General features: G+C 33.0%; 17 protein-coding genes. 15 read left to right on the plus strand and 2 right to left on the minus strand.

All coding sequences use genetic code 11. From position 1 onward, the window contains the following. Positions 1–281 precede the first annotated feature (281 nt). A complete protein-coding gene (gene gldA, locus AAC024_RS00560) occupies positions 282–1,178 on the minus strand; it encodes a gliding motility-associated ABC transporter ATP-binding subunit GldA (protein ID WP_339893159.1) in 897 nt (298 codons plus the stop codon). A 340-nt stretch (positions 1,179–1,518) separates the two neighbouring features. Between gldA and AAC024_RS00565 the strand changes: the two genes are divergently transcribed. From AAC024_RS00565 to AAC024_RS00580, 4 genes are all read left to right on the plus strand, one after another. Beyond that, positions 1,519–2,346: a prephenate dehydratase gene (locus AAC024_RS00565; protein WP_339893161.1), complete on the plus strand. Its 828-nt coding sequence runs from the start codon at positions 1,519–1,521 to the stop codon at positions 2,344–2,346. After that, positions 2,343–3,488 carry an aminotransferase class I/II-fold pyridoxal phosphate-dependent enzyme gene (locus AAC024_RS00570; RefSeq protein WP_339893162.1) on the plus strand — a complete coding sequence of 382 codons (1,146 nt, stop codon included), beginning with the start codon at positions 2,343–2,345 and terminating at the stop codon, positions 3,486–3,488. Before AAC024_RS00565 ends, AAC024_RS00570 begins: the two co-directional genes overlap by 4 nt. 124 nt (positions 3,489–3,612) lie before the next feature. Beyond that, positions 3,613–4,473 (plus strand): prephenate dehydrogenase, encoded by an 861-nt coding sequence (locus AAC024_RS00575; protein ID WP_339893164.1) that lies wholly within the window; start codon positions 3,613–3,615, stop codon positions 4,471–4,473. A gap of 152 nt (positions 4,474–4,625) precedes the next feature. Continuing rightward, the gene (locus tag AAC024_RS00580) at positions 4,626–5,708 is read left to right on the plus strand and encodes a bifunctional 3-deoxy-7-phosphoheptulonate synthase/chorismate mutase type II (protein WP_339893165.1); all 1,083 of its coding nucleotides are present in this window, start codon (positions 4,626–4,628) and stop codon (positions 5,706–5,708) included. A gap of 67 nt (positions 5,709–5,775) precedes the next feature. Here AAC024_RS00580 and AAC024_RS00585 read toward each other — a convergent pair whose 3' ends face one another. Next, complete coding sequence (locus tag AAC024_RS00585; protein WP_339893167.1) at positions 5,776–6,417, minus strand: hypothetical protein; 642 nt, start codon at positions 6,415–6,417, stop codon at positions 5,776–5,778. 87 nt (positions 6,418–6,504) lie between these two features. Here AAC024_RS00585 and rsgA point away from each other — a divergent pair, with 87 nt between their 5' ends. The 11 genes from rsgA to AAC024_RS00640 all read left to right on the plus strand — a co-directional run bounded on the left by rsgA (position 6,505) and on the right by AAC024_RS00640 (position 16,712). Further along, positions 6,505–7,449 (plus strand): ribosome small subunit-dependent GTPase A, encoded by a 945-nt coding sequence (gene rsgA, locus AAC024_RS00590; RefSeq protein WP_339893168.1) that lies wholly within the window; start codon positions 6,505–6,507, stop codon positions 7,447–7,449. A 137-nt stretch (positions 7,450–7,586) separates the two neighbouring features. After that, positions 7,587–8,039: a D-aminoacyl-tRNA deacylase gene (gene dtd / locus AAC024_RS00595; RefSeq protein WP_339893170.1), complete on the plus strand. Its 453-nt coding sequence runs from the start codon at positions 7,587–7,589 to the stop codon at positions 8,037–8,039. Beyond that, the gene (locus AAC024_RS00600; protein ID WP_339893171.1) at positions 8,039–8,554 is read left to right on the plus strand and encodes a metal-dependent hydrolase; all 516 of its coding nucleotides are present in this window, start codon (positions 8,039–8,041) and stop codon (positions 8,552–8,554) included. The genes dtd and AAC024_RS00600 overlap by 1 nt, the downstream gene beginning before the upstream one ends. Next, the gene (locus AAC024_RS00605) at positions 8,551–8,877 is read left to right on the plus strand and encodes a nucleotide pyrophosphohydrolase (protein WP_339893172.1); all 327 of its coding nucleotides are present in this window, start codon (positions 8,551–8,553) and stop codon (positions 8,875–8,877) included. The genes AAC024_RS00600 and AAC024_RS00605 overlap by 4 nt, the downstream gene beginning before the upstream one ends. A 34-nt stretch (positions 8,878–8,911) precedes the next feature. Further along, complete coding sequence (locus tag AAC024_RS00610) at positions 8,912–10,171, plus strand: 3-phosphoshikimate 1-carboxyvinyltransferase (RefSeq protein ID WP_339893173.1); 1,260 nt, start codon at positions 8,912–8,914, stop codon at positions 10,169–10,171. Between the two features lie 81 nt (positions 10,172–10,252). Then, positions 10,253–11,302 (plus strand): tRNA preQ1(34) S-adenosylmethionine ribosyltransferase-isomerase QueA, encoded by a 1,050-nt coding sequence (queA, locus tag AAC024_RS00615; RefSeq protein WP_339893250.1) that lies wholly within the window; start codon positions 10,253–10,255, stop codon positions 11,300–11,302. A 383-nt stretch (positions 11,303–11,685) separates the two neighbouring features. After that, on the plus strand, positions 11,686–12,726 hold the full coding sequence (gene rlmN / locus AAC024_RS00620) for a 23S rRNA (adenine(2503)-C(2))-methyltransferase RlmN (RefSeq protein WP_339893174.1): 1,041 nt from the start codon (positions 11,686–11,688) through the stop codon (positions 12,724–12,726). Positions 12,727–13,070: 344 nt separating this feature from the next. Further along, positions 13,071–14,048: a polyprenyl synthetase family protein gene (locus AAC024_RS00625; RefSeq protein ID WP_339893175.1), complete on the plus strand. Its 978-nt coding sequence runs from the start codon at positions 13,071–13,073 to the stop codon at positions 14,046–14,048. Positions 14,049–14,167: 119 nt separating this feature from the next. Then, a complete protein-coding gene (locus tag AAC024_RS00630; RefSeq protein ID WP_339893176.1) occupies positions 14,168–14,767 on the plus strand; it encodes an RNA polymerase sigma factor in 600 nt (199 codons plus the stop codon). Next, positions 14,754–15,518 (plus strand): hypothetical protein, encoded by a 765-nt coding sequence (locus AAC024_RS00635; RefSeq protein WP_339893177.1) that lies wholly within the window; start codon positions 14,754–14,756, stop codon positions 15,516–15,518. The genes AAC024_RS00630 and AAC024_RS00635 overlap by 14 nt, the downstream gene beginning before the upstream one ends. A 114-nt stretch (positions 15,519–15,632) precedes the next feature. Continuing rightward, the gene (locus AAC024_RS00640; RefSeq protein ID WP_339893178.1) at positions 15,633–16,712 is read left to right on the plus strand and encodes a hypothetical protein; all 1,080 of its coding nucleotides are present in this window, start codon (positions 15,633–15,635) and stop codon (positions 16,710–16,712) included. Positions 16,713–16,815: the final 103 nt, after the last annotated feature.

Genomic DNA, 16,815 nt, shown 5'->3' on the forward strand with positions numbered 1-16,815 from the left:
TATTTACTTTTTAACAATGCAAAATTAATGTCTTATAGGTTTGAGTATGATGATATTTGTCATAATTCAATATAAAATTGAAAAACTTAGAAAATGATAATGATATGGTTCTTGTTATTTAGTGTCTGGACGGAAACAGACGATTTTTATAATTTGAATTATTTTTGATGTCATTTTTGTTTAGTTTTTATGAGTTGATACCTTAGTATCAAGCGATTAAAAATAAACTGATAGGGCGCAAAAAGAAACAAATTTAATTTTGCTGTGTTTCCGTCCAGACACTATTTAGAAGTCAATTCTCTGAACAAAGTTTCTAAGCTTGCATTCTTCTGATTAAGTTGAAGAATCTTCAATTGATTATCATGTGCAAAATCAAAAACATAAGAGCGCATATCATCAGAAGTTTTAAAAGTGATTTCATAAACAAAATCATAACTATTCACTACTTTTTTTACCTTGGGAAGTTTGAGTAAAAAAGCATCTTCTACACGGTAATCGAACTCAACAATCACCACTTGTTCTTTTTCGTCTCTAAGGTCTTTTAATTTTTTGTCTGCAACTATTTTACCATTACTTATAATGATGACACGGTCGCACATGGCTTCAACTTCTTGCATAATATGAGTTGATAGAAATACCGTTTTTGTTTTCCCAACAGATTTAATTAAGTTGCGAATATCAATAAGTTGATTTGGGTCTAAACCCGTGGTAGGTTCATCTAAAATTAAAACCTCAGGATCGTGTAACAAAGCATTTGCTAAACCCACACGCTGGCGATATCCTTTTGAGAGTTGACCAATTTTTTTATGAGATTCAGGCCTTAGTCCAGTCAATTCAATAACTTCATTTATGCGTTGTTTACTTACTCCGTAAATGTTTGCGTTAAATGCTAAATACTCTTTAACGTATTGCTCTAAATATAAAGGATTGTGTTCTGGAAGGTAGCCTACACTTTGTTGCACTTCTTTTGAATTGGTGTCCACATGATAACCATTTACTTTAGCTTGCCCTTCATTAGCCTTTAAGTAAGTGGTTAATATTTTCATCATGGTTGATTTTCCTGCGCCATTTGGACCTAAGAAACCAACAATTTCTGACGTATCAATTTTAAAAGACACATTGTTTAACGCTTTTTGATTGCCGTAAATTTTTGATACTCCTTCAACTTCAATAGACATATGTAAAATAGTTTGCTCAAAAATAATGATTATCCAATGTAATATGTGATTTACTATAAAATCTTTAAAACTTTTCAGAAAAATAAAAAAAAGGTTTTATAGTATTTTGATTTCTTAAATAATTAATTACTTTAGCCACTCAATTATTACGATGACAGTACATTATACATATTTTAACAATTGGTTTTATTTCTTTTTTAGCAAAAGGAGCGAGGCGTTGTGTGTATAATTTAAAACATAAATTAACATTATAAGTCTCGATGAAAATCGAGACTTTTTTTTGTTTAGCCGTTAATACATTGAATAGGAACAAAAATATTTTTAAATTTTAAACTAAATTTTGATAAAAACAGTAGCCATACAAGGAGCAAAAGGGTCATTCCACCACATAGTATCTCAAGAGTTTTTTAGTAAACCAGTTGATGTTATTGAGTGTATGACGTTTGATAAGGTTGTGGATTCCTTAATTACTAAGGCATGCGACGCTGCAATTATGGCTTTAGAAAATTCTATTGCAGGTTCTATAATTCCAAATTATGCGTTGATTGATAAGTATGGTTTGCATATAGTTGGCGAGCATTATTTAGATATTCAGCATAATTTAATGGCTTTGTCAAATCAAAGTATTGCTGATATTAAGGAAGTGTATTCGCATCCAATGGCGTTATTACAATGTAAAGAGTTTTTTAAATTACATCCGCATATCAAATTAGTTGAAGATAAAGATACTGCTGAAGTAGCCCAACGTATTCAAGAAAAAAAACTAACTGGTATTGGTGCTGTTGCGAGTGTTACGGCTGCTGAAATTTTTGAGTTAGATATTTTGGCACATAGTATACAAACGATTAAGCATAACGAAACTCGTTTTGTAATTGTTAAACGGACCAATTCTGAAGTGCCAGAAAACGAAATTAATAAAGCATCAATTAAGTTTGAAGCCAACCATAAACGCGGAAGTCTAGCCACTATTTTAAATGTGATGAGCGATTGTAAACTGAATTTAACAAAAATCCAATCCTTACCAATTGTTGAAACACCTTGGAAGTATGCCTTTTTTGTTGATGTTACTTTTGAAAATTACTTAGATTTCAACAAAGCAAAGTCTATTATAGATATTATGGGTGAAGAATTTAAAGTGTTAGGAGAATATAAAAATGCGAAGCTATGATTGAGGCAGCTAAGAGATTGCAAACTGTTGAGGAATATTACTTTTCAAAGAAATTAAGAGAAGTAAATTTGCTTTTGGCAAGTGGCAAGCCTATTATTAATTTGGGTATTGGTAGCCCAGATTTGCAACCACCAAAAAAGGTATTGTCTGCTATTACTGCAAGTTTTGAAAATCCTATTGCTCATAAATACCAAAGCTATCAAGGACTTCCAGAACTTAGAGATGCGATATCAAAGTTTTACAAAGAACATTTTTCGGTAAACTTAAGTTCAGGTACAGAAATTTTACCATTAATGGGAAGTAAGGAAGGGATTATGCATATTTCCATGGCCTATTTAAATGAAGGCGATGAAGCACTTATTCCAAATCCAGGATACCCAACGTATCAATCCGTAACAAAATTGGTTGGTGGAAAAGGGGTGCTTTATGAACTTGATGCCGCGAACAATTGGATGCCAGATTTTAAAGCCTTAGACCGCTTAGATTTAAGTAAGGTGAAGTTGATGTGGGTTAACTATCCGCACATGCCAACAGGTGCAAAAGCAAGTAAAATTGTTTTTGAAGAATTAGTAGCCTTTGGAAAGCGTCACAATATTTTAATTGTAAATGACAACCCATATAGTTTTATATTAAACGATTCGCCTAAAAGTATTTTAAGTGTTGCGGGCGCAAAAGATGTGTGTTTAGAGTTGAATTCTTTAAGCAAAACCTTTAATATGGCAGGCTGGCGTGTAGGTATGGTAATGGGCGCTAGCGAGCATCTTAATAATATTTTGAAAGTAAAAAGCAATATGGATTCTGGTATGTTTTACGGCATTCAAAAAGGAGCTATTGAAGCTATGAAATGTTCAAATATGTGGTTTGCTACATTGAATAATGTGTATCAAGAACGTAGAAAATTAGTTTGGCAATTAGCCGATGCGCTAAATTGTACTTATGATAAGGATGCATCCGGGCTTTTTGTTTGGGCAAAATTACCAGCATATTTAAAGTCTGAAGAATTTATCGATTTGGTGTTAAAGGAGAATCATATTTTTATAACACCAGGAACCATTTTTGGAACTCAAGGAGAAGGTTATATCAGGTTTTCCTTGTGTGCATCAACTGAAGTTTTAGAAGAAGCGATTGCGCGGGTGAAATAAAGTTGGCAGTCGCAGTCGCAGTTTACAGTTGTTGTGAATAAAAAAGTAAAATGAGTAATACTATAGTAGTTAAGTAATTTAATCGTAAAAGTCCCCTCTCTTTTGGAGAGGGTTAGGGAGAGGAATGAAAAATATATACGCCATAGGAGTCGGTTTAATAGGAGGTAGTCTTACTATTGATATCAAAAAGAATAATCCAGATGTGATTATTCATGGTATTAGCAGAAAAGATTCTACCCTTGATAAGGCTTTGGAGTTAAAGATCATTGATAAAAAGGCGACTTTAGATGATATTGGAAATGCTGATTTGGTAATTGTTTCAATTCCTGTTGATGCTACAGTAAAATTATTGCCAATAATTTTAGATAAAATATCTGATACAGGTTTAGTTGTTGATGCAGGTTCTACCAAAGAAGATATTTGTAAGGCAGTTGAAAATCATCCGAAGCGAAGAAATTTTTTAGCGATGCATCCTATTGCAGGTACAGAACATTCGGGACCAACAGCGGCTATTGATGGCTTGTTTCGAGGAAAAACAAATATTGTTTGTGAAGTTGAAAAAACAACGTTTAAGCTTCAAGAAAAAGCATTAAAGTTGTTTACGGATATTGGAATGCGCATTCGTTATATGAATCCTGTTGATCATGATAAGCACATCGCTTACATGTCACACTTATCACATATTAGTGCTTTTATGTTAGGAAAAACAGTTATTGAGAAAGAAAGAAACGAGCGTGATATTTTTGATATGGCTGGCAGTGGATTTGCTTCTACGGTGCGTTTAGCGAAAAGTTCGCCTGAAATGTGGACGCCTATTTTTAAGCAAAACAAGACTAATGTTATTGAAACGTTAGAAGAGTATATAAGCAATCTCAACCATTTTAAAGAGTTGATGAAAGACGATAATTTTGAAGCGATTTATGATGAGATGAAAAACACCAATCATATTAAAGATATATTGAACGGTATAGGAAGCCCCACCTAACCTCCCCAAAGAGGAGGAACGCTCACTCTTATTAAAAGTTTGAGTAAGTGTTCCCCTCCCTTGGAGGGGCTAGGGGAGGCTTTTTAAGATAATAAAACAGTAAAAAATAAATAGTAAAAGGAATGGCTTAAGCGGCTAAATATTAAGGAAAAATGGAAAACAAGAAAGAAATGAGAACCTGGTTAGATGATTTAAAATTAGATCACCCTCTTGTAATTGCAGGTCCATGTAGTGCAGAAACTGAAGAGCAAGTATTAAAAATTGCTCACGAATTGAAAGATACCGATGTAAGCTATTTTAGAGCGGGTATTTGGAAACCAAGAACGCGTCCGGGTATGTTTGAGGGTGTAGGCGCATTAGGTTTAAAATGGTTGCAAAAAGTGAAGGCTGAAACAGGTATGAAAACCTGTACTGAAGTTGCAAATGCAGCACATGTAAAATTAGCTTTAGAGCATGATGTAGATTTACTTTGGATTGGAGCACGTTCTACCGTTAGTCCTTTTATTATGCAAGATATAGCAGATGCATTACAAGGTACTGATAAGCCTGTGCTAATAAAAAACCCTGTAAATCCAGATTTAGCATTATGGCTAGGAGGGATTGAAAGAATTTACAAGGCTGGTGTTAAAAATATTGGAGCTATACACAGAGGGTTTTCAACTTACGAAAAAACAAAATACAGAAATACTCCAGAGTGGCAATTGGCTATAGAGTTTCAAAATAAATTTCCAGATATTCCTTTAATTAACGATCCGTCGCATATTACAGGAAAAAGAGATATGATTTTTGATGTATCTCAAATTGCTTTAGATTTAAATTTTGATGGTTTAATGATTGAAACACATTATGATCCTGAAAATGCTTGGAGTGATGCCGCGCAACAGGTAACGCCATCAACTTTAGTACAAATTATGAGGGATTTAAAAATAAGAAAAGAATCTAACGCTGAAGCGGAATATACCAGTGCGTTAGACAATTTAAGAGCGCAAATTGATGTGGTTGATAATCAAATTATCGACTTATTAGGAAAACGTATGAAAACTTCTGATGGCATAGGGGCACTTAAAAAGCAAAAAAACGTGGCAGTTTTACAATCTAAACGTTGGAATGAGATTTTAGGTAAAATGGTTTTAGAAGGCGAGCAGCACGGATTAAGTGAAGAGTTTATTTTAAAGATGTTTAAGGCGGTTCATCAAGAATCAATTAATCATCAAGAGAAAGTTATTAATGGGTAATCTATTCAATATATTAAATAAAAAATGCCTCGCTTTAGTGAGGCATTTTCTTATTAAATATACTTTTTTATTTGGTATAAGGTATGCGTCTAGAAACTTTTCTCATTAAAACATTAATTAAATCTTGCGCATCAGAACCTAGAGATCCTTTAATTTTTTTCAAATAATTAACCACTAATTCATCATCAGTTGTACTCATAAAGTCCATGTTCATAGTAGCTGTATTTGTTGCGAACATTCCTCCTGTTAATACAGCAAGTCCTATAGCAGCACCATTTGACATGGGTTTAGATGTCTCGTAACTGCCAGTTATGATAGTTTCAACTCCTAGAATTTCGCCTAACTCACTAGGTAAATATTCATCATAGGAATGAATGTCTATCCCATTTTTTTTCAATAGAGCATTTGTTCTTGATGGATTTTGTACATCCACTAGTAGAGACCCTCTTTTCTTTCTAGTTAAAAACCATGTATGCATACCTTTTTGAATGTCTAATGATTCATTTTTACCCATATCAATTATTTGTTCTGGAGTAAAATCTTTAAGTTCTTTTGGTCTTAATTTCACTTGAACCTTCATAGGTAATATTGCAATTGTTTTAGTTTTAGCAACATAGTCGTCAGCATCAGGATGTACATATAATTTTGTTTGTGCAGTTAAGCTAAAAATAATTGAAAAGATGAAGACTAATGTTAATAATTTTTTCATGTTGTTGAGGTTTTAAAATTTGACAACGAATATATGTCTATTCGTACGTTTAAAATAATTATTTTAAGCTATTTTTGAAGAAATCTTATGACTGGACACGTTTATAAATCTACAGGAAGTTGGTACACGGTAAAAACCGATTTAGGTTATACTTATGAATGCCGTATCAAAGGGAAATTCCGTATGCAAGGTATAAAAAGTACCAATCCAATATCTGTTGGCGATGTTGTAGATTTTGAATTAGAAACGGATAACGATGCCGAAACTGGAGTTATTCATAAGATACATGATAGAAAAAACTACATTGTTAGAAAGTCTGTAAACTTATCTAAGCAAACTCATATTATTGCGGCTAATTTAGATCAGGTTTTTTTGATGATTACTATTAATAATCCACCAACGTTAACCAGTTTTATTGACCGATTTTTAGTAACCGCGGAAGCCTATTCTATAAAAACCGTTTTGTTATTTAATAAGATTGATACTTATGATGAAGATACTTTAAATGAAGTTAGGTTTTTAGCGCATATATATAGGAAAATAGGATATGAATGTATTGGTGTTTCAGCAACAACGGGTAAAAACGTAGATAAAGTTAAGGCTTTGATGCTTCATAAAACAAGTATGTTTTCTGGTCATTCAGGGGTTGGTAAATCTACACTTGTAAATACTATTGAGCCTTCTTTAAACATTAAAACCAAAGAAATTTCCACGCAACATAGTCAAGGTCAACATACCACTACTTTTGCAGAAATGTTCGATTTAAGTTTCGATGCAAAAATTATAGATACACCAGGAATAAAAGGGTTTGGTATTGTTGATATGGAAAGAGAAGAAATAGGTGATTATTTTCCTGAAATTTTCAAGCTAAAACAAGATTGTAAATTTAATAATTGTTTGCACGTGAAAGAGCCTAAATGTGCTGTAAAAGATGCATTAGAAAATGATGAGATTGCATATTCGCGTTACAGAAGTTATTTGCAAATGTTAGAAGGCGAAGATGAGCATTACCGAACAGATATTTGGGAGTAAAAAGCCCCATTGTCCTATGGGCATTTCCCCGAAGGGGAAAAACGCATCCTGCAAGGTTTCAAAAACTCAGTAGGTTTAAAAATAAGAATATAATTATATACCGAATCAAAAAGTCCCCTTTGGGGATTTAGGGGCTTATGAAAGTAGTTATTCAAAGAGTGTTTAAAGCAAGTGTAACCATTGCAGATAAAAAAGTAGCTTCTATTAAAAGTGGGCTTTTAATTTTTCTAGGTATTATAGATGATGATACTCAAAAGGATATTAATTGGCTTTCAAACAAAATAGTGAATTTAAGAATATTTGGAGATGAAAACGGAGTCATGAATCATTCATTAAAAGATGTAAATGGTGATGCTATTGTGGTAAGCCAATTTACACTTCACGCTTCAACAAAAAAAGGAAATCGTCCAAGTTATATTAAAGCGGCAAAGCCTGATGTGTCTATTCCGCTTTACGAAAATTTTGTAAATCAAATGGAAAAAGACTTAGACAAAAAAGTACAAACAGGGCAGTTTGGTGCAGACATGAAAGTAGATTTACTAAATGATGGACCAGTAACAATAATTATAGATACTAAAAGCAAAATATAGTGGCATCCATATTTGGTCATGGTGTTGTGGGGTTTACCATAACAAAACTCATTGATAATAAACAGACGAAATGGTTATTATTAGCAGCTATATTTTCTGCAATTTTACCCGATTTTGATGTTATTGCTTTTAAATTAGGAATAGCTTATCAACATCCTTTAGGACATCGCGGATTTACACATTCCATTCTTTTTGCTCTTCTTTGGGCATTAGTTTTAATGTTTACTATGGGTAAAAAGAATAAATTAATCTGGTTTTCGGTTATTTTTCTATCAACCCTATCACACGGAATTTTTGATGCTATGACCTCTGGAGGTCTAGGTGTCGGGTTTTTTATACCATTCAATAATGATAGATTTTTCTTTTCCTTTAGAGAAATATTGGTGTCACCATTAGGAATAAAAAAGTTTTTTTCCGCTTGGGGAATGCAAGTTATTTTAAGTGAAATAAAGTATATTGTTTTTCCATCCTTACTTATTTTATTAATTTTAGGTACTTTAAAAAAATTTAAATGAACATTCAAAACGCACAAAAAGAAGTAGATAATTGGATAAAAGAACACGGTGTACGTTACTTTAACGAACTCACCAATATGGCACAACTTACAGAAGAAGTAGGTGAAGTAGCTAGAATTATTTCCAGACGTTACGGCGAGCAAAGTGAAAAAGAAAGCGATAAAGATAAAGACCTAGGTGAAGAATTAGCCGATGTGCTGTTTGTACTATTATGTTTAGCAAACCAAACAGATGTAGACCTACAAAAAGCTTTTGATAAAAGAATGGATAAGAAAGCAAAACGCGACCACGATAGGCATCATAATAACGAAAAATTAAAGTAAATTTGCTAGCTTTAAGAAGCAAGACATTTTTACAATGAGTAGTATTACACTTCATAAATCAGAAATAGTAAATCGTAAATCTGAAATTACAATAACAGGTTCAAAAAGTGAATCTAATCGCTTATTATTATTACAAGCATTATATCCAGAATTTAAACTAGAAAATGTTTCAAATTCTGATGATAGTAATTTAATGACTAATGCATTAAGTTCACAATCAGAGGCTGTAAATATCCATCACGCAGGAACTGCTATGCGTTTCTTAACCGCCTATTTTTCAATTCAAGAAGGTAGAGAAACAATGCTTACAGGATCCAAAAGAATGAAAGAACGCCCCATTAAAATTTTGGTTGAAGCGTTACAAGAATTAGGAGCAGAAATAAGCTATGAAGAAAATGAAGGCTTTCCTCCAATAAAAATAAAGGGAAAAAAGCTTACCAAAAACAAAGTGTCTTTAAAAGCTAATGTAAGTAGTCAGTATATTTCTGCATTATTACTTATAGCTTCAAAACTCGAAAACGGATTAGAATTAACTCTTGAAGGCGAAATCACATCCATTCCATATATAAACATGTCATTAAGTTTATTGGATGAGATTGGTGTAGAATCATCGTTTATAGACCACGTTATTGCAGTAAAACCAAATACAACACCTTTAAAACCAAAAACTTTAACAGTAGAGTCTGATTGGTCTTCAGCTTCCTATTATTTTAGTATTGTAGCTTTAAGTGAAGTTGGGACAGTAATTACTTTGTCATCTTACAAGGAACATTCACTTCAAGGCGATTCTGCTTTAGTGGATATTTACAAACATTTTGGCGTTTCTACTAGTTTTAGTGAAAACAAATTGACCCTAAAAAAGGAAAAATCAAGTTTAGAACCTCTAAATCTAGATTTAAAAAACGCTCCAGACATTGCACAAACCATTGCAGTAACTTGTTTTGCTTTAGGAATGCCATGCGATTTAACAGGCTTACACACACTTAAAATTAAAGAAACCGACAGACTTGTAGCTTTAAAAACAGAAATTGAAAAGTTAGGAGGCGAGGTCGAAATCACAGATAAATCTTTGCATTTAAAACCAAATGAACTTTTTTCAGGAGGAATGAGTTCCCCTCCTTCGGAGGGGCTAGGGGAGGCCATCTCAACGTATAACGACCATAGAATGGCAATGGCATTTGCGCCTTTAGCGTTAAAAACTTCAATTGTTATTGAAGATGCTATGGTGGTTTCAAAGTCTTATCCAACCTTTTGGAACGATTTAGAGTCCATTGGTTTTGAAATAACTGAATAATAATCACGTATTTACTTGACAACCCCTATGCGCAGATTGTATATTTGCAACTTTTCTAATTAAAATCAACGAATGACACGTATGAAATTATCACACTTCGGTTTCGAATTACCGGAAGAATTATTAGCAGAATATCCTGCAGAACATAGAGATGAATCACGTTTAATGGTTTTGAACAGAAAAGAGCAAACCATTGAACATAAAATGTTTAAGGATATCATCGATTATTTTAACGAGGATGACGTTTTAGTTTTAAATAACACTAAAGTATTTCCTGCAAGACTCTATGGTAACAAAGAAAAAACTGGCGCTAGAATAGAGGTGTTTTTATTAAGAGAACTAAACGAAGAACAACGTCTTTGGGATGTCTTGGTAGATCCTGCTCGTAAAATAAGAATTGGAAACAAACTTTATTTTGGTGATGATGATACCTTAGTAGCAGAAGTTATAGATAATACAACTTCTAGAGGGCGTACACTACGTTTTTTGTATGATGGATCATACAGAGAATTTCGTATAAAATTGAGCGAATTAGGACAAACACCATTACCTAAATACATAAAAAGAGATGTAGAGCCATCAGATGAAGCGCGCTACCAAACTATTTTTGCTAAAAATGAAGGCGCTGTTGCGGCACCAACTGCTGGACTGCACTTTTCAAAACACCTATTAAAGCGTTTAGAAATTAAAGGTGTTAATTTCGCTGAGGTAACATTACACGTTGGTTTAGGAACATTTAACCCGGTTGAGGTTGAAGATTTATCTAAACATAAAATGGATAGCGAAGAACTCACAATTGAAGCAAAAGCAGTTGAAATTGTTAACACAGCCCTTAAAGAAAAGCGACGTATTTGTGCTGTAGGAACCACTGCGGTTCGTGCCATAGAAAGTGCGGTGTCCACAGGCGGGCAGCTAAATGAATATGATGGATGGACTAATAAATTCATTTTTCCTCCTTACGAATTTACTATTCCAAACGCTATGATAACTAATTTTCACACACCAAAATCAACGTTATTGATGATGGTTGCAGCATTTGCAGGTCACGATTTTATTAAGCGTGCTTATGATGAAGCTATCAAAGAAGGTTACAAATTCTATAGCTATGGTGATGCTATGTTAATCATATAATCACAAAATATTCCAAATAATAATGAGTCCCGTTTTAACGGGACTTTTTTATAAATTTTTAGTGCATTACCTAAAGGTCGGGCTTTCACTACTCGCTTCCTCCTACGTCGGCGAGCTCAAACATACCGTTCAATCCCTAATGCGAGTTACGTGTGCCAATCATAATTATCAATTCATAATTCATAATTAGAAAATCCTTTCCTTATTTTTGCAAAATACCAGTTGTTGTTTGGAAGTATTATATTAAGAAAATGGTGATTTTTTTCTTTATATGAATCATAGAAATCAAGCATAGCTGAAACTACGGTTTCTTTTTATGATGAAATAGAAAGGGAAAAAGGGCATTTTATTGTGATACATCTAAATAATAAATGGGATTAATAATGGAAATCAAGAAAAAAGACATACGCGCATTAACCAAAGAACAGCTGAGAGATTTCTTTGTAAAAGAAGGCGATAAAGCATTTCGAGGTAATCAAGTGTATGAGTGGTTGTGGCAAAAATCAGCACACACTTTTTCGGACATGACGAGTATCTCAAAAGAAACCCGCCAAATGCTGGAAGATAACTTTGTTATCAATCATATCAAGGTTGATCAAATGCAGCGTAGTTCAGATGGTACCATAAAAAATGCCGTACGCTTACATGACGATTTAATTGTTGAATCCGTTTTAATACCAACCAAAACCAGAACCACAGCTTGTGTATCTAGTCAAGTAGGGTGTAGTTTAGATTGTAAGTTTTGTGCAACATCACGATTAAAGCGCATGCGTAATCTAAACCCTGACGAAATATACGACCAAGTTGTAGCTATCGATAATGAAAGCCGTTTATACCATAATAGACCATTAAGCAATATCGTGTTCATGGGCATGGGCGAACCACTCATGAACTATAATAACGTTATTAAAGCCATCGATAAAATAACATCACCAGAAGGATTAGGAATGTCTCCTAAACGTATTGTAGTTTCAACATCAGGCGTGCCTAAGATCATTAAAAAAATGGCAGACGACGATGTTAAGTTTAAACTCGCCGTGTCATTACATTCTGCTATTGATGAGATACGAACTTCTATTATGCCGTTCAACGCTACCTTTCCACTTAATGATTTAAGAGAAGCGTTGGAATATTGGTATGCAAAAACCAAAAACAGAATTACCTATGAGTATGTCGTTTGGGATGGTATAAATGATAAACTAAAAGATGTAGAGGCGTTGGTTGAATTCTGCAAATTCGCACCTAGTAAAGTAAATATTATTGAGTATAACCCTATTGATGATGGCGAGTTCCAACAAGCCCATTCTAGTGCTATAGATATGTATGTAAAAGTCCTTGAAGAAAATAATATAACGGTTACCGTAAGACTAAGCAGAGGTAAAGATATTGATGCGGCATGCGGACAATTAGCTAATAAAAGTTAATTTTATTGTCATTCCCGCGAACCTGCCTGCCGTCAGGCAGGGGCAGGAATCCATTATTAAATATTACTGCTTTCCGGTTAAAATATTTTTTATTAGCCTAAGGCACTGATTTTGTTGGGTTTATAGAGGTTTAAAATTAGGATTTCTAGTTTTTAGAAATCATGATGTAAAAAAAAGGATAATAAGTTTTATACTGTTTTTCAATTAGTTAGAATCAAGTCTTTGTTCTTGATTCTAGCAGCGTAGCGGTCTTTTATCTTTAATCGGACAATATGATTAAATAGAGATAAGTTTTAATACATTGTACTTGAAATAGTATATTTGAACTTCCTTAAACCAATCAATTGAAAGTAGTAGAACAAATAAAGAAACCTATAGGCTATGAAATGGACCTTTTCGAGCAAAAGTTCCTGCTTTCTATGTCTAGTAAAGTCGCTTTATTAAACAGAATTACGCATTACATTGTTAACCGAAAAGGGAAACAAATGCGACCTATGTTTGTTTTTCTAGTCGCTAAAATGGTTTCTAATGGCGAGGTGAGCGAACGTACTTATAGAGGGGCATCAGTAATAGAATTGATTCATACGGCAACATTAGTGCATGACGATGTCGTTGATGACAGTAATCGCAGAAGAGGATTTTTCTCAGTAAATGCCCTATGGAAAAATAAAATAGCGGTTTTAATTGGCGATTTTCTGCTCTCAAAAGGCTTGCTGCTATCTATTGATAATAACGATTTTGATTTACTTAAAATCATTTCAATAGCCGTACGCGAAATGAGCGAAGGCGAATTACTTCAAATTGAAAAAGCACGCAAATTAGATATTACTGAAGCTATTTACTATGAAATTATCCGTCAAAAAACAGCAACCTTAATAGCAGCTTGTTGTAGTTTGGGTGCCGCTTCAGTAAAACCAGAATCACTGCATGTAGAGTCTATGCGTAAGTTTGGAGAGTTAATTGGTATGGCATTTCAAATAAAAGATGATTTGTTTGATTACGGCAATACACAAATTGGTAAGCCAACGGGTATAGATATTAAAGAGCAGAAAATGACCTTACCTTTAATTCACGTTTTAAATCAAGCGTCGAAAAAAGATAAGAAGTGGCTTATTAATTCTGTTAAAAATCATAACAAAGACACTAAACGTGTTAAAGAAGTTATTGCTTTTGTTAAAGATAATGGCGGTTTAGATTATGCCGTAAATAAAATGAAAGCCTTTCAAGAAGAAGCCCTACAGTTGCTCAAAACATATCCTGATTCTGATTATAAAAATTCACTTGAACTTATGGTGAATTACGTGATTGATAGAAAAAAATAATACGCTCAGGCAACCCTTTGCATGAAATTTGCGTCTTTATAAATAGAAGGCTAAGTGAAACATTCATATATAAATTTTCAATGTAGAGAGAATAATTAAATGAATGTTAAATCTGACCGATGAAAAACAATAGAAATCACCAGATAAATCCATTTTTGAAAGTTATTCAGTTGCATAAAAACGAATCCGTTTTGATAAAAAAAGCGATTAAAAATAATCGTGAAGCTCAACACGTTTTATTTGAAATGCATGCTCCAAAAATGTTGAGTATTTGCAGGTATTATATTAAAGATATTCATAAGGCGGAAGAAGCCATGCTTAATGGGTTTTTTAAAGTCTTCACAAACTTAAAAAGCTTTAAAAATGAAGGAAGTTTTGAAGGTTGGATAAGGCGAATAATGGTTAGAGAATCTATTTCTTTTTTAAGACAGGAAAAACATATTGAGTTCCCGGTTGAGGTGATAGAATATAAAAATGACTATTCTAATAATATAAAAACAGATATTGAAGTTGCCGAAATTCAACAATTAATAGATGCATTGCCAGAAGGTTATAGAATGGTATTTGTAATGTATGCCATTGAAGGTTATAAGCACCATGAAATTGCAGAGTTGCTTAAAATTACTGAAGGCACATCAAAGTCTCAGCTATTTAAAGCACGTAAAATGCTTCAGGAAAAGATTAAAAAATTAAATAAATTAAGTTATGGCACCAATTAATTTTGAAAACAATATAAAGAATAAGCTTGATGAAAGGAGGTTAAAGCCATCAACTGATGCTTGGGATAAATTGTCTGAGCGTTTAGATAATCAAGATAAAAAGAATAATAAAAAGCCATATTGGTGGCTTGGTTTAGCAGCTAGTATAGTTGGTGTTTTATTTATTGTGTCACAATTTTTAAATAATGAAACTCAAGTAAAAGATGCTCCAAAAATAGTAGATACACAAGAAATTATTCAGGAAAAAGAAACAAATATAATAGCTACTGAAAATGAAATATTTGTAGATGTTAAGGACGCTAATGTAAAAGTTGGAAAAGAAACGACTAAAAAAATTGAAACCCTTAAACTAGTTAGCCCCAAAGAAAAGAAAGCATTTGTTGCATCAGTGAATGAACGTAAAATTATTTCAAAAGAAAAAACTAACGCAATAGCAGCTACTGCTGAATTACCTAAAAAGCCTGTAACTTTTGAAGAGCAAAAAATACAAGATGTTGTTGCTCAAGTTCAGTACCTGAAAAATGAAAACAAAGTAATTACCGATGCAGATATTGAAGCATTGCTAGAAGAAGCTCAGAAAGAAATTATGCTGAATAGATTATATAATGGAACTACTGGTGTGGTTGACGCTATTGCCTTACTTCAAGACGTTGAAGCAGAGTTAGATCAATCGTTCAGAAGTAAGGTTTTTGAAGCCTTAAAATCAAGTTATAAATCGGTAAAAACTGCAGTTGCCCAACGTAATGATTAAATCCTCGTGAAGATGAGGATCTCATTAAGAGCATTCAATTGATTATTAACACGTACTGAATAAAATCATCAAATCATTCATTAATGCCCATTATGGGTCAAAAAACGAACAGTTATGCAAACTATTACAAAGTATTTAGCGCTAGTGGTGCTGTGTTTAATTGTGCAGTTAATCAATGCGCAAGACACGATTCAAAATGAGAATAACAAACATAAAATCGAAGAATTAAAGACAATTAAAGAGCGTATAAAGGAAGAAGAAAAGTCTTTTTTAAAAACAGAAGTAGAGGCCATTAATCTCCGTTTGGAAAATGGAGATATTACTAATGTAGAAGCAGAGAAACTTAAGAAAGAAGCGGCTCAAAAAAGAGCCTTAAACATTGAAAATAGAATCACTATTGTTAATAATAAAATTGAACTTTTAGAACGAAACGAAGATGGTTATACTATTGCTAATGAAGAAGAAACAGATAAAGTTGGTTTTAGTATTGGAGAAGAAGGTAGTTTTGCAGGCTTTAACATTAATGGTAAAAAAAACAAACCTAAAAAATACGATGTACGTACCACTACCGATTTGGTTTTAGCCTTTGGTTTAAATAATGCTATTGTAGAAGGAGATAATTTAGATAATTCGCCATATAAGTTTGGAGGTTCTCGTTTTTTTGAAATAGGTTGGGCGTGGAAAACAAGAGTGTTTAAAAACTCAAATTTTTTAAGATTAAAATATGGGTATTCGGTTCAAATTAATGGCTTAAAGCCTAAAGATAATATGTACTTTGTTAAACAAGGCGACCAAACCGTGTTAGAAGAATTTCCTGAAAACCTAAAAAAATCTAAATTGTCTATAACAAATTTGGTGTTTCCTTTACATTTTGAACTTGGGCCATCAAAAAGAATAGATAAGGACTCCTATTTTAGATACTCAACCGATAATAAATTCAAAATTGGATTAGGGGGTTATGCTGGTTTTAATATTGGCACACGTCAAAAATTGAAATATGAATTGGATGGTGAGCGTATTAAAGACAAACAAAAACGTGGATTTAACACCACAAATTTGGTTTACGGTTTAAGCGGGTATATTGCTATTGATGATATTGCATTATATGTTAAATACGATTTATCACCCATTTTTAAAGACCAGGTAATAGACCAAAATAATATTTCTGTAGGCGTTAGATTTGATGTGGATTAAAGAAAGTTTAAAACTAATTAGTGTCTAGACGGAAACAGACGATTTTTATAATTTGAATTATTTTTGATGTCATTTTTGTTTAGTTTTTATGAGTTGACACCTT

It is taken from the genome of uncultured Algibacter sp. (assembly GCF_963976535.1).
Lineage (GTDB): Bacteria > Bacteroidota > Bacteroidia > Flavobacteriales > Flavobacteriaceae > Algibacter_B.